Origin of the sequence: Pseudophaeobacter sp. 1A16562 (genome assembly GCF_041008785.1) — a bacterium.
Taxonomy (GTDB): Bacteria; Pseudomonadota; Alphaproteobacteria; order Rhodobacterales; family Rhodobacteraceae; genus Phycobacter; species Phycobacter gallaeciensis_A.
Map to the genome: position 1 here is coordinate 67,447 of NZ_JAXGFT010000019.1, position 13,623 is coordinate 81,069.

Here is a 13,623-nt window from a genome sequence, read left to right on the forward strand (position 1 = left end):
GCTTCGGTTTCTGAAACTTCAACCGACGTAAGGCTGCTAAGGGCTGCCACCTGCGCAGTGTCTTCGCCTTCTGCCTCTTCGTCATTGTGGCTATCACTCAGGCCGAGATCCGAAAGGATATCATCCGCTCCCCCTTCGTCCGTGTCGTCGCCGCCGGTCGGCTCCTCTTCGGAAATGCTGCCCAGAATGTCATCGAGATCGGAGTCGTCTTCCTCGCCCTGCCCTGTCTCGATTTCCGCCAGAGACTGCAGCGCGTCTTCCGTTGTATCGGCTTCCTCTACCGCGTCGGTTTCCGGCTCGGCTAAGCCTTCCAGCAGCGCCGCAACATCGTCCTCAGGCGCTCCACTGTCTGAAACCTCGATTGAGGCAAGACTGCTGAGAGCTTCTGCCTGCGCCGTCTCCTTCTCCGCGTCGCTGGTATCCTCCGGCACGCTCCCGAGGATATCTGCCAGCGTATCTTCTGTTTCCTCCTGCTCCGGCGGTGGCGCGGCGGTGGTCAGGGTATCGAGGGCTTTCAGTGCATCCTCTTCGTCGCTGTCAGGATCCGTCTCTTCCGCCGAAGCCAGGCCGCCAAGGATATCGCCGACATCGTCCTCAGCAGTGTCCTCTGGCTCGATGGCCGTCAGGCTGTCCAGCGCGGCCAGAGCCTCATCCGGCGTGTCGCTGTCTTCGGTTTCGGGCAGACTGTCGAGCGCGGCGGACAGATCGTCCTGCGTCTCTTCCTCTTCTACCGGGGACTGCGAAAGGCCCTGCAACACCTGCGCCGCGTCGTCCTTTTCAGGCGGCGTTGCCGTGTCCGTCGCCTCAATACCTCCGAGAACATCATCGATGTCAGGCCCGGCATCCTCAGCGGCAGGTGCAGTGCTTGCGATCCCGGCCAGGACATCGGTCACCGTGTCAGCCCCCGGGTCCTGAGATGGTTCTGACCCCGCCAGATCCTTCAGGACATCCGCCGTCTCGTCCTCTGCTGGTTCTGCCGCCGGTTCACCCGTCGCAAGACCCTCAAGGATACCGGAGGTCGCATCCGCCTCGTCCTTTTCCTCAGGCGCCTGCCCGCGCAGACTGTCCAGAACACCCTCGGACCCGTCCTCAGTTTTTGCCTCAACCGGGGCCTGGCCCGCCAGATCCGACAGGATATTGCTGCTTTCATCCGCGGCTTCCTCGGGCAAATCTATGCCACGCAAGGATTCAAGGGCCGTCTCTGTGTCGGCGGAGGGTTCGGAGGCCGACACTGCCGACAGCAGGCTCGGCGTATGCAGGATCTTTTCGATCAGCGCCTCGGCCCCGGATTTGCCATCCATATAGGCCATCAGGTTTTGCAGCTGGGTGCGCGCCTCCAGCAGCGGGCGCAGCGCGTCCACCTTGGCGGCAATCGCGCCGGGTGAAAAATCCTTCATGCTTTCGAAAGTCAGATCGACCGACAGATTGCCCTCGCCGGTCAGCGTGTTGGGCACCGAAAAGGCGGCGCGGGGCGCCAGCGCCTTCATCCGCGCGTCGAAATTGTCGACATCGATCTCAAGGAATGTCCGGTCCGCCACCGACGGCTGCGGCACCTTCGATTTGCCCGTCAGATCCGCCATCACCCCCATGACAAAGGGCAGCTGAACCTTCTTCTCCGCGCCGTATAGCTCCACATCATATTCGATCTGAACCCGGGGCGCGCGATTGCGGGCAATGAACTTTTGTGAGCTGTCAGCCATCCCCGCCCCCTTTCAGCGCCGCCAGTTCATTGCGCAGCACTTTGATCTCCTGATGCATCTCCAGGACATGTTCGTCGATCACATCAGTCTCCCGGCGCACCAGATCGCGCAGCTGTTCGAATTCGGCTTCCGCCTCAGCCTCCACCGCGGACTGCATGGTATTGACCAGAAGACCGATGAACAGGTTCAACACCGAAAAGGCGGTGATGACGATAAAGGGCACGAAGAACGACCAGGCAAAGGGGAAAACCTCCATCACCGGACGCACGATCCCCATCGACCAGCTTTCCAATGTCATGATCTGGAAGAGGGAATAGAGCGACCGCCCCAGCGTGCCGAACCATTCCGGGAAAGCCGCGCCATACATCAGCGTTGCCATCACCCCAAAGACGTAGAAGACGATCGAGATCATGACGATCACCGCGCCCATGCCGGGCAAGGCATCCAGAAGCGCCTGCACCACAGCCCGCATCTGCGGAATGACTGAAAGCAGACGCAGCGCCCGGATCACCCGCAACCCGCGCAGAGCCGACAGCCCCTGTTTGTCCGGCAACAGGCCGACGCTGACGACCAGCAGGTCAAAGATATTCCAGGCCGAGGCGAAGAACCGGAACCCATAGGCGAAGAGTTTCAGCGCCAGTTCAGCAACAAAGATCCCAAGCACAAGCCGATCGATCCCATCCAGCAAACCGCCAATCTGGGCATCGACCGATTGTGAGGTGCTGAGCCCCAGCGTCACCGCGTTGAAGATGATGACACCCAGGATACCGTTGGTCACCGCAGGGCGTTCCACAAAAATGCGGGCGCGGGCGCGCAGCGTCAAACTCTCTTCGTGGTCTGCGGTACTCAACGTCTCTTCTCCTCTCGCTCTTTGGCAGGCGTCAGGCCGCCGCTTCCACCACGTTATCGACCAGCCCCTTGATGTCCTTGATCGCATCGAGGACGCCCTTGCCCTCTTCCAGGATGGTCAGTTTCTCCAGCTCCTTGATCTTCTGAATGGTGGTACGGTCGTCGATCTCCAGACCGTTGCCCTTCATCACCTCCTGAATTTCAACGAGAAACGCTTCGCGCTCAGCCAGCTTCTTGTTCATGGCAGAGCCGGCCCGTTTCAGATCCATGCATTTCGCGCCGATCTTGACCCCTTCCTTCAGGGTCCTGTTGGACTTCATCGCCTTCATCAGCTTGTCGGCGCTGGCGCCCAGTTTGTCAGCGCGGTGGCGGGTCTTGGTGGTATGTTCACGGTAGGCCACGCGAGCCTTTTCCACATCGGCAAGGTTGCTTTTGATCTTCTTCACCGAGAAATCCATGATCTTTGCGGCGATGGATTTCAGGTCCCGCCCCTGGGTGACTTCCTCTCCGGCATCTTTTGCGGATTTTAGCGCTCCTTTGATCGCGGCCATCGGTTTGGAATAATCGAGATTGCCCGCGATATCGCCAAGTCCCTGCCGGTCGATTGCCTGCTGTACCGAGGTTTCCCGCAGTTTCAGAAAGGCAGCGAGCCCCTTTTGCAGGTCCTTGCGCAGCTTAGCTTCGTTCTTCAGCTGCTGATTGATCTCAAGACCCAGTTTGGCCACCTCGACCACGATGGTCTTGTAGGAGGTGATCTCGGCCCCCGACGTGGCAATCAGTTTCGCCACCGAGGCGCCGATCTTGATCACACCAAGGCTGCATTTGACCGTAGTCTTGACCCGCGCCTCTTTCAGCAGCTTGTCTTTCTGCGCCTCGGCCTTCAGCGTCTTTTCAACCGCCTTCTGGGCTGCCGGTTCGGCCGAGGCCAAGGCGTTCTTGATGCTCATGTTAGAGTCAGCGATCATCTGCTGCGCCGCTGCCACGTTCTTTTTGGTCGGCTCCTGCATCAGCTCGCCGATCTTCTTGTCGAGCCGGACCGCCTCTTCCTTGATGATCTTCTCGTAATCCAGCATCACCGCCTCGGCGGCCGCTTTCAGACGGTTCATCGCCGTGCTGGGCACCTCTTTGGGCTTCGACAGCTTGCCGGTGGTTGTGACCTCGATCACCACGTCCGCGCGGTATTTGGGGATTTCCAGATAGATCAGCTTTGGTTTGCTGCGCACGATATCGATAATTGGCAGCGTTGCCTTTGTTACTGTTGTCTTCGCCATCTCAAGATCCTCACTGATTAAATTGCAGCCCCGTCGACCGCTGTTTCCTACTGACTACTTGTGCCGGTTCACCCGGCACGCTTTGCGCCCCTATTCGAACGCGTATGAGAAGGCGTCATCGGCGATGTCGATCTCAACCTTGCTCACCTCCCGGCCCTCCATCAGGCGGCGAAGAAATTCGTTGGAGATGTCTGGCAGCATGCTGTTGGTGACGATGGCGTCGATCATCCGGCCACCGCTTTCCAGCTCCTGACAACGCTCGACGATCTTGTCGACGACCGCATCCGAATAAGAGAACGGCACGCTATGCGCTTCCTCGACACGTTTCTTGATCCGCCCCAGCTGCAGCCGGGTGATCTCAGCGATCATGTCGGGGCTGAGCGGATAATAGGGGATCGTCACCAGACGCCCCAGAAGCGCCGCCGGAAAGATCTTCAGGAGCGGATCACGCAGCGCCTTGGCGATGCCTTCGGGTTCCGGCATCAGATCCGGATCGGCGCACATATCCATGATCAGATCGCTGCCCGCGTTCGAGGTCAGCAGGATCAGCGTGTTCTTGAAATCGATCACGCGGCCTTCGCCATCCTCCATCACGCCCTTGTCAAAGACCTGAAAGAAGATCTCGTGCACGTCCGGGTGGGCCTTTTCGACCTCATCCAGCAGCACCACCGAATAGGGCTTGCGACGCACCGCCTCGGTCAGCACACCGCCCTCACCATAGCCGACATAGCCCGGAGGCGCGCCTTTCAGCGAGCTGACCGAATGGGCCTCCTGATATTCGGACATGTTGATGGTGATGACATTCTGCTCACCACCATAAAGGACCTCGGCCAGCGCAAGCGCCGTTTCCGTCTTACCCACACCGCTGGTGCCGGCCAGCAGGAAGACACCGATAGGTTTGTTAGGGTTGTCGAGGCCGGCGCGGCTGGTCTGGATGCGCTTGGCAATCATCTGCATCGCGTGATCCTGTCCGATCACCCGCTTGGCCAGATGCTCTTCGAGCGACAGGATTGTGGCGATTTCATCCTTGACCATGCGACCCACCGGGATGCCGGTCCAGTCCCCCACGACCGAGGCCACCGCCTGATGATCGACGATGGGCAGGATCAGCGGGCGGTCGCCTTGCAACTCTTCGAGTTCCGCGTTCTTTTCCTTCAGCTCCTGCATCAGGGTGGCGCGGGTTTCCTCATCCAGCGGGCTGTCACCGGCGTCTTCAACTTCTTCGGCAGGCGCATCCACCGGCGCGGCGCCCTCGCGCAGCTTGGCGCGCAGCTCAAGGATCGCCTCAACCACGGCTTTTTCCCGGTCCCATTGGCCTTTGAGTTCCGCCAGGCGTTCTTCCTCGGCGGACTTTGCGGCCGCCACGGCCTCGCGCCGCGCGGCAACGTCATAGCCGGCGGTTTCGTCGCGACCGATGATCTCCAACTCGGTGGTCAGCGCCTCAATCCGGCGCTGACTGTCGTCCACCTCGGCCGGGACTGCGTGCTGACTGACCGCCACACGAGCGCAGGCCGTATCCAGCAGGCTGACGGATTTGTCCGGCAATTGCCGCGCCGGGATATAGCGCGCCGACAGGGTGACCGCCGCTTCGATCCCCTCATCCAGAACCTGCACGCGGTGGTGTTTCTCCAGCATCGAAGCGATGCCGCGCATCATCAGGATCGCCTTGGGAATGTCCGGCTCATCCACCTTCACCACCTGGAAACGGCGGGTCAGCGCGGGGTCTTTTTCGATGTATTTCTTGTATTCCGCCCATGTGGTTGCGCCGATGGTGCGCAGGGTGCCACGCGCCAGGGCCGGTTTCAGCAGGTTGGCCGCATCGCCGGTGCCCGCTGCGCCCCCTGCCCCGACCAGCGTGTGGGTTTCATCCACGAACATCACGATGGGGGTGGGGCTGGCCTGCACCTCGTCAATCACCTGTCGCAGACGGTTTTCAAATTCGCCCTTCATGCTGGCGCCGGCCTGTAGCAGACCCACATCAAGCACCAGCAGCCGCACATCCTGCAAGGCGGGCGGAACATCACCGCGGGCGATGCGCAGCGCGAAACCTTCGACCACCGCGGTTTTCCCGACGCCTGCCTCCCCGGTCAGGATCGGGTTGTTCTGGCGCCGCCGCATCAGGATATCGACGATCTGGCGGATTTCCTCGTCCCGGCCGACGATCGGATCGATTTCCCCATTGCGGGCCTGTTCGGTCAGGTCGGTGCAGAATTGCTCCAGTGCCTCGCCCTTGCCCATGGCGCCGGGGGCCATCGCATTGGATGCTTCACCCGGCTCGGCACCGCCGCCCACGTCGCTGCCATCCTGCGCGCCAAGGCGATCCTCGGGCGAGCCTTCCGTGGCTGCGGCAAAATTGTCGGCCAGATCATCGGCGCCGATCTTGGCCAGCTCGGGCGACATCGACGCCAGGATATTGCGCAAGGCGGGTGTTTTCAGCATCCCCAGCAGCAGATAACCGCTGCGCACCTTGGAGTCTGAATAGAGCAGCGAGCCCCAGACCCAGCCGCGTTCCATCGCATCCATCAAATGATCGCTCAGATCCGAAATCGCCGAGGCCCCGCGCGGCAGCATATCCAGCGCCCGCGTCAGTTCCGTCGCGATCTTGCCGGTATCCAGATCATAGTGCTGGATGATCCGGTGCAGATCGCTGTCCTGTAGCGCCAGAAGCTGATGCATCCAGTGGACCAGCTCCACATAGGGATTGCCCCGCATCTTACAGAATACGGTTGCGCCTTCGACGGCCTGATACCCCAGTTTGTTGAGCTTGCCGAACAAGGCCACACGGCTGATCTCGGTCATTTCACATCACTCCCTCTACTCGTTCTTGGGACCCGGCGGCGACACCGGGATACAGATACAGATCACCCGCATCGGGCTGGTCCTTGTCCGGATCGGGCCGCGAGCGGATCCAGCTGGTATGGCCCAGCCGGGTGCTGCCGCCGAGACTGGCGCGCGGCACCTCGTCTCCGGCCAGCACAAGGTTCACATCCCAGTCCAGCACATCCCCGACGTAGGACCGCACGATGGACCGCAGGCGCGAAAGGGCCCTCCCCCCCGGCAGCAACCGGTTGTAATCCGCAAGGCTGAGCGGGCCGATCCGCAGGCGGAACTTGGCGGTCCTGCTCCAGACATTGTCACCCAGGCTGGTGCTGCGCCCCAAAGCCCCGGATCCCAGTTGCCAGCGGTCATCCGGCTCCAGCTGCAGCCAGCTGCCAACGTATTCTTCCAGATGGACAGGCACCTCCAGGAAGGCGGACAGGATCGAGACCAGCCCTTCGGGATGCTTTGCGCCTTGCGAGAGGTGCCCCGAAAAATGCAGCTTGGCCAGATCCGGCATGGCATCGCGATCCGGCAGGCCCTTGCCGCTGTAGCCGGTAAAGGCAGCGATGCGTTTGGCCATCGGATCATCGGCGCGGTCAAAGCTGACGGCCGGCTGCCCCTGTGTCCAGGCCCGGTACAGCAGGCTCAGCATCCGGTGAGTCAGCATATCGGCAAAGGCCACCATGGTCGGATCACGGTGGTTCCGTTTGCGATCCCGGGCATATTCCGTCAGGTGCAGCGGCAGCGGACCCTGCGGGCCGAACAGACCAAAGAACCGGTTGGTCAGGCGCGCAGGCCGGTCGCCCTCTGGCGGGGTGAAGCCCGCAATGGTGGAGGGTGGAAAGGCCAGCTCGGCCTCCTGCCCCAGCCGCAGACGGTCCTCGCGCGGGCGACGGCTTTCGCCGAGGCGCGGGGCCTCGGCAAAATGCGCCTCCAGCAGCCGCAGGGCCTGAAAAACGTGATGCTCTTCAGGCGACGCGGCCAGCCGGCCATATAGACTCAGATCATCCGGCCGAGGCCCTTTTCCGGTCGCCATCTGGCAATGTCTCCGCGTTTCTCGGTTCGAAGAACCGTTTCCGTGAACGAATTGATGGTGGCATATCCGCGAAAGAACCGCTCCAGCACGGCCCCCAGCGCATAGATGTTGCTGCCTTCAAAAAAGCTTTCGTCAAATCCGATTGTGATCTCGAGCCCGCGCACGGCGGTCGACAGGATCTCGTCGCTCATCCGCCGCACGATGGGGCGGCTCGACACCGATACGATCCCTTCCAATTGCTTTTCGGTGACCCGGTTTCCCAATGGGGCATAAAGGCCCACCAACTCGCGCAGGGCCTCGGCCGCCTGCCCCTTGCCGCTGTCGGCAATCGACACGTAGTTGAGGCTGAGATGGGAGATCAGCCGCCAGGCGGTATCCCCCTGTGCCAGCGTCGGATGCGGCCGCGTCGGAGCGACCGGCAAGGAGATCTTCCGCACCGGCCCGCCCTCCGGCAGGTGAAACACGTCATCGTTCCCGGTTGCCAGCAGCAAGGGAAGATCCCGGTTGGTACAAAGCGCATTGACCGCCAGCTGTTCCAGATGCGGCCCGAAGGGCGCCTGCGTGCGGTCCACCAGCGTCAGGTAGACTTCTGACCCCAGATAGGACGAGCGTACCCCGCGCAGGCGCTCCTTTTCCGACCTTTGCCGCATCCGGCGTTTGATCGTGTAATAGGCGGGATGGGTTTCGCCCGCAGCGGTAAAATCAGTGGCCGAATAGAACGGGCGGAAGACCACGTCATCTTCGCCTTCGCCGCTGATCCCGGTAACGCTGCGCAAGGCGTAGATTTCAAAATCCAGCCCCGCAGTCCGGTTCGGGATCACCTGATGTTCGGTGTCGTTCGGGGTGATACGGACCCGGTCGCAGCGTTTTTCAAACAAGTTCACCGCCGGAACCGCATTCAGCTGAAAAACCTCGGGTACGACGATGGGCTCGATGCCGCGCATGCCTTCGCGCAGCAGGATGTAGATATCGACCTCATCCCCCTCGGCACGCTGCAATGCGGGCGCCAGCCCCTGAAGTTCCACAAAGCGGAACCGTTCGGGCATGGCGAAGTATTCCTGGAGCAGGCGATAGCCGTCGTAGGATTGCCGGGGCACCGGCAGCAAGGCCTCGTCTCGGGAAAACCCCTTTTGCACCACAGCGCCATCAGCCAAAGGCGCCTGCCAATCGGCCCTGCGGTTGGTTGACCGCGCGACGACTCCCTGCACCTGGGTGCACAGAAGTTCCAGCAAGGGCCAGCTGTTGCCCGCTGCGCTGGACAGGTAGATCTGCAACCGGTCCATGCCAAGATCGCGCAGCGCCTCACCATCGTTGCGTTTCAGCCGCAGGCGAATGCCGGCGCGGGCATCAAAGCCGGTTGCAACCCCGGCGGCCACCAGATCCCCGCGACCGTCGATATACTGGGCCTCGGTGATCTCGATCGGCCACATGGTGATTTCCGCCGCGGTGCGAAATTCGCAAGGGGTCTGCTCCCCTTCGGTCAGGCGCGACCGCAGCACCGAGCCGCGCGGCATGACATAGCCGCTTTTGACGGCAGAGTTGCTGGTATCCGGTTCAAAGGCTGCGATCATCATCGAGGGCGTCGGCGCAAGGTAATGCGGATAAATGATTTCAAGCAGGTTCGAAGTGAAATTGGGATACTGCAGCTCCAGCTCCAGCTGCACCCGGGCCGACAGGAACGCGACCCCTTCCAGCAGCCGTTCCACATAGGGGTCGAGAACCTCAACCCCCTCCATACCCAGCCGCGCCGCAATTTTTGGATAGGCCGCAGCAAATTCGCTGCCCATGTCGCGCAGGTAATTCAGCTCGTTTTCATAGTGGTCCAGCAGCCGTGTATCCATTGCTACAGCCCTCGTTCCACGTTTACTTCACCGGTGGTCAGATCAACCTTGCTGCGCAGGTAAAGCTCCAGCGGCATCGGTTGCGCCCACATATCCGCGCGGATCTCCAGAGCCACCGTCATGCCTGCGGCCTCTGTTTCGCCGGTCAGGCGGACATCGACAGACCCTTCGATGATCCGCGGCTCATAGCGGGACACCGCCCGCTCGATCCCGCGCCGGATCATTTCCGTTTTCTCGCTGGTCGAATACTCACCCGAAACTTCACCCAGCCCGTAGTTCAGAACCGAAGCCGCCACCGCCGGATATCTGTCGACCGGAATATGGCTTTCTCCGTTCAGCGTGTTCAGCAGCCAGGACAGATCCCGCTGGATGATGTCACGGAGCCGGTTTAGGTCGATCACCCGCGATTCCCGGCTTTCCTTGCGGTTGCCGGGATCATTGTCCGTCAGCCGATCCAGCAAAGAGGGCTGAAGGCGTTCGGCAAGGGTCTGATCAGCCATCCGTCAGGCCGCCCTGCGGCTCATCCGTGTCCTCGGCGCCATGCAAGCGCAGACTGCGCAGATCCATAATCGCGATGTCCTGATCGCCAATGGTGAGCAACCGCTGACCGATGCCGATATAGGTATTCGCGCCGATATCCTGCCAATCCGTTGCCCGGGCCATCATGGCCTCCGGGTCTGCCTCGGTGCTCTCGGGATATCGGGTTGGCACCAGCGCAACCAGTTCGCCCCCATTCACCAGCGTGATGGTGCCTGCCATCCAGACCCGATCGCGCAGATCAGCCGGTTCATCCAGTTCAAGCGACCGGATCTGGGAAAAGGGCATCCAGAAATACCGGCCGTTGATGATCACCTCCAGCACCGGACCAAGCCGCATATCGGCATCGGCGATCCAGTCAAAGACCTTGCCATCCGCTTCTCCCGGGGTCGCCGGGGCCGCATCAAAAGCCTTGGCCCGGAGCGCTGCGGATTCATCGTGTTTGCCCTGCGCCAGAAGTTTCTGCGCTTCGATCAGATGCGCCAGCCAGTCCTGAGGCTCGCCAAAGATCATCGGGGCCTTTTCACCCTGAAAGACCTTTTCTCGGTAAACCTCGCAGATGATCGCTTCGCGGTAGGTCTGCGCCATGAGCGTGGCGCCCGGATCCAGTTCAGCGCTCAGCTTCAGTTGGGCGATGGCCCGTTTCCAGTCCCCTAGAATACAGAGCAGTTGAAACAGAAAAATTCGCAGTTTCGCATTCGACGGGTCCGCCCGCACTTTGTCCTGCAGGGCCGTCAGCGCCTTACCAGGATCGCCCGACTTCAGATATTCCTCGGGGGTCATGCGCCAACTCCGACAGTTACTTGATCACAAACAAATACCCCGGACGCCCAAAACGTCCGGGGCGAGGGCATATCAGTATTCGAATTTGCCCGACTGAACGTTCCACTGGAAGACAACCGGTTTTTCCAGTTTGCCGGTCTTCTGGTTCGTCGACTTGTAGGTGTGCTCGATCGCGGCATAGGCCAGCGACCAGGTTTCCTCGGGGATGCCATCCTCACTCGCGGAGATCGAATAACTGTCGACCACCACATCCTTGAGCTTCCATTCGGAATAGGCCAGCAGACCTTCGGACTGGCTGTCACCCGAACGACACCAGTGCATGATGATTTCCGGACGCACCGTGCCGTTTGCAACGGATTTGGCAAGCTCGTTGGATGCCTTGCCCATCTGGGAGGTCAGCTCGATCTTACCAAAGTTCGAATTCGCATGCATCCGCTGGGTCGAGCCGAGATCGGTCATTTCGACAGCGCGTTCCACGTTCCAGCTGGCGGACTGGATCACGATCCAGTTCTTGTGGTTCTCTTCGGTTGCATCGCCTTCGATGTCCGAAATCTCGACGAACATATTCGCAGCCATTTTCTATCCTTTCAAATTCAGTACTCGTTAAGGCCAAATGTTTTGTCAGACCCTGTTGTGTGCGGCTGATGAGTGGAAATCAGCCTCCTTTTTCTGAGGGCAGTTTCGACACCAGCCGGAGCGAGACAGAAAGTCCTTCAAGCTGGTAATGCGGGCGCAGGAAAAATTTGGAGCTGTAATAGCCCGGGTTGCCCTCGACCTCTTCGACCACCACTTCCGCAGCGGCGAGAGGTTTGCGCGCCTTCTCGTTTTCCGATGAAATATCGGCGTTGAAATCGACGTAATTGTTGATCCAGTTCTGCAGCCAGCTTTCCATATCCTGGCGGCTTTTGAACGACCCGACTTTGTCGCGCACCATGCATTTGAGGTAATGCGCGAACCGGCAGGTGGCGAAAAGATACGGCAGGCGGGCCCCAAGGTTGGCATTCGCTGTCGCATCCGGATCGTCATATTCGGTGGGCTTGTGCAGGGATTGCGCGCCCATGAATGTCGCCACATCCGTGTTCTTGCGGTGGATCAGCGGCATCATGCCGTTCTTGGCCAGTTCCGCCTCGCGCCGGTCATCAATGGCAATCTCGGTCGGGCATTTCTGATCCACACCGCCATCCGTGGTCGGGAAGGTATGCGATGGCAGCTCTTCCAGTGTACCGCCGCTTTCGACGCCGCGGATCCGCGAACACCAACCGTAAGTCTTGAACGAGCGGGTGATATTGGTGGCCATGCCATAGGCGGCGTTGACCCAGCCGTATTTCTCGCTGCCCGCACCGCTGGTGTCTTCTTCGAATGCGAATTCATCCACCGGATCGGTTTTCGACCCATAGGGCAAACGGCCAAGGAAGCGTGGCATCGCCAGACCAACGTATTTGGAGTCTTCGCTTTCGCGCAGGGACCGCCAGGCGGCATATTCCGGCGTCTGGAAGATCTTGGTCAGATCGCGCGGATTGGACAGTTCGGACCAGCTATCCATCTGGAACAGGGTCGGCTTGGCGCCCGTGATCAGCGGCGCATGGGTTGCAGCGGCGATCTTGGACATCTCGCCCAGCAGTTCGATATCCGGCGGAGAATGGTCGAAGTGATAATCCGCCACCAGAGAGCCATAGGGTTCACCGCCCAGCTGGCTGAATTCTTCGGTATAAAGCTTCTTGAAGATCGGAGACTGGTCCCAGGCAGTGCCTTTGAATTTCTTCAGGGTCTTGCCCAGTTCCTTTTTGCTGATCGGCATCACCCGAATTTTCAGCATCTCGTCGGTTTCGGTATTGTTGACGAGATAATGCAGCCCGCGCCAGGCGCTTTCCAGTTGCTGGAACTCTTCATTGTGCAGGATCAGGTTGACCTGCTCGGTCAGCTTCTTGTCGATCTCAGCCACGATGCTCTCGATCGAGCGCAGTGCATCGTCGGAAATCAGCCCGGTATTGGCCAGGGCCTGTTCGGCCAGCGTCTTGACCGCGCTTTCGACTGCGGTCTTGGCCTGATCGGACTTGGGGCGGAATTCCTTTTGCAGGAGGTTTTCAAATTCGGCGGAGCCAAAGGCGCTTTCGGCAACGGCGGCTTCGGTCTGGAGTTCTTCGTCAGCCATTGTGATCCTCCTTATTCCGCATCAGATCCGGCATCGCCGCCGGGTTTCGGTTGGGCCGCCAGGGTTTTCAGCAGGCTCGGATCCTGCATGATTTTTGCAATCAGATCCTCGGCGCCGGTCTTGCCATCCATGTAGGTCATCAGGTTGCTCAGCTGCGTGCGCGCATCCAGCAGCTCGCGCAGCGGCTCGACCTTGGCAGCGATAGCGGCCGGTTTGAAATCATCCATGCTTTCAAAAGTGATATCGACGGCTAGGTTCCCCTCGCCGGTCAGCGTGTTGGGCACGGTGAAAGAGGCACGCGGCGCCATGGACTTCATCCGGTCATCGAAGTTGTCCACGTCGATTTCCAGAAACTTGCGATCGGCGACTGCGGGTTGTTCCACCTCGGATTTCCCGGTCAGATCCGCCATCACACCCATAACAAAGGGCAGCTGGACCTTCTTTTCCGCGCCGTACAGCTCCACATCATATTCGATTTGAACCCGGGGCGCCCGGTTCCGGGCGATGAACTTTTGTGAACTTCCGGCCATCTAGGTCTCCTTACTCGTCAATTCCGTGGCACGATGCGGTGATCTTTTCGACCTGTCGTCACACGCCACTGTCCCTGTTGTTTCAATCGTCGTCCTCAATGCCG

Annotated in this window: 10 protein-coding genes and 1 pseudogene; all 11 read right to left on the minus strand. The window is 60.3% G+C overall.

The annotated features are described in order from the left end of the window. Positions 1–1,199 precede the first annotated feature (1,199 nt). Positions 1,200–1,700: pseudogene (gene tssB, locus SM764_RS20370) on the minus strand (type VI secretion system contractile sheath small subunit); the annotation flags it as partial. Continuing rightward, the gene (locus SM764_RS20375) at positions 1,693–2,550 is read right to left on the minus strand and encodes an ion transporter (RefSeq protein WP_274830720.1); all 858 of its coding nucleotides are present in this window, start codon (positions 2,548–2,550) and stop codon (positions 1,693–1,695) included. The gene SM764_RS20375 and the pseudogene tssB (SM764_RS20370), both read right to left, overlap by 8 nt. Positions 2,551–2,581: 31 nt before the next feature. Further along, positions 2,582–3,820, minus strand: a complete 1,239-nt coding sequence (locus SM764_RS20380; RefSeq protein WP_274830721.1) for a hypothetical protein — start codon at positions 3,818–3,820, stop codon at positions 2,582–2,584. Positions 3,821–3,910: 90 nt separating this feature from the next. Beyond that, on the minus strand, positions 3,911–6,619 hold the full coding sequence (tssH, locus tag SM764_RS20385; protein WP_369002614.1) for a type VI secretion system ATPase TssH: 2,709 nt from the start codon (positions 6,617–6,619) through the stop codon (positions 3,911–3,913). A gap of 1 nt (position 6,620) precedes the next feature. Beyond that, complete coding sequence (gene tssG, locus SM764_RS20390) at positions 6,621–7,676, minus strand: type VI secretion system baseplate subunit TssG (protein ID WP_369002615.1); 1,056 nt, start codon at positions 7,674–7,676, stop codon at positions 6,621–6,623. After that, positions 7,640–9,517: a type VI secretion system baseplate subunit TssF gene (gene tssF, locus SM764_RS20395; protein WP_369002616.1), complete on the minus strand. Its 1,878-nt coding sequence runs from the start codon at positions 9,515–9,517 to the stop codon at positions 7,640–7,642. The genes tssG and tssF overlap by 37 nt, the downstream gene beginning before the upstream one ends. A 2-nt stretch (positions 9,518–9,519) precedes the next feature. Beyond that, entirely contained in the window at positions 9,520–10,017 is a 498-nt protein-coding gene (tssE, locus tag SM764_RS20400; protein ID WP_274830725.1) for a type VI secretion system baseplate subunit TssE, read from the minus strand. After that, positions 10,010–10,837 carry a type VI secretion system accessory protein TagJ gene (locus SM764_RS20405; protein WP_274834719.1) on the minus strand — a complete coding sequence of 276 codons (828 nt, stop codon included), beginning with the start codon at positions 10,835–10,837 and terminating at the stop codon, positions 10,010–10,012. Before SM764_RS20405 ends, tssE begins: the two co-directional genes overlap by 8 nt. 72 nt (positions 10,838–10,909) lie before the next feature. Further along, positions 10,910–11,413 carry an Hcp family type VI secretion system effector gene (locus tag SM764_RS20410; RefSeq protein ID WP_274830727.1) on the minus strand — a complete coding sequence of 168 codons (504 nt, stop codon included), beginning with the start codon at positions 11,411–11,413 and terminating at the stop codon, positions 10,910–10,912. Positions 11,414–11,492: 79 nt separating this feature from the next. After that, entirely contained in the window at positions 11,493–12,989 is a 1,497-nt protein-coding gene (gene tssC, locus SM764_RS20415; protein WP_274830728.1) for a type VI secretion system contractile sheath large subunit, read from the minus strand. 11 nt (positions 12,990–13,000) lie between these two features. Next, the gene (gene tssB / locus SM764_RS20420; RefSeq protein WP_274830729.1) at positions 13,001–13,519 is read right to left on the minus strand and encodes a type VI secretion system contractile sheath small subunit; all 519 of its coding nucleotides are present in this window, start codon (positions 13,517–13,519) and stop codon (positions 13,001–13,003) included. Between the last annotated feature and the right edge of the window lie 104 nt (positions 13,520–13,623).

Excerpts from the sequence above, each read along its gene's own strand:
- tssH (WP_369002614.1), bottom strand. The coding sequence starts at position 6,619 with ATGACCGAGATCAGCCGTGTGGCCTTGTTCGGCAAGCTCAACAAACTG.
- tssC (WP_274830728.1), bottom strand. The coding sequence starts at position 12,989 with ATGGCTGACGAAGAACTCCAGACCGAAGCCGCCGTTGCCGAAAGCGCC.
- tssG (WP_369002615.1), bottom strand. The coding sequence starts at position 7,676 with ATGGCGACCGGAAAAGGGCCTCGGCCGGATGATCTGAGTCTATATGGC.
- tssB (WP_274830729.1), bottom strand. The coding sequence starts at position 13,519 with ATGGCCGGAAGTTCACAAAAGTTCATCGCCCGGAACCGGGCGCCCCGG.
- SM764_RS20380 (WP_274830721.1), bottom strand. The coding sequence starts at position 3,820 with ATGGCGAAGACAACAGTAACAAAGGCAACGCTGCCAATTATCGATATC.
- tssE (WP_274830725.1), bottom strand. The coding sequence starts at position 10,017 with ATGGCTGATCAGACCCTTGCCGAACGCCTTCAGCCCTCTTTGCTGGAT.
- SM764_RS20410 (WP_274830727.1), bottom strand. The coding sequence starts at position 11,413 with ATGGCTGCGAATATGTTCGTCGAGATTTCGGACATCGAAGGCGATGCA.
- SM764_RS20405 (WP_274834719.1), bottom strand. The coding sequence starts at position 10,837 with ATGACCCCCGAGGAATATCTGAAGTCGGGCGATCCTGGTAAGGCGCTG.
- tssF (WP_369002616.1), bottom strand. The coding sequence starts at position 9,517 with ATGGATACACGGCTGCTGGACCACTATGAAAACGAGCTGAATTACCTG.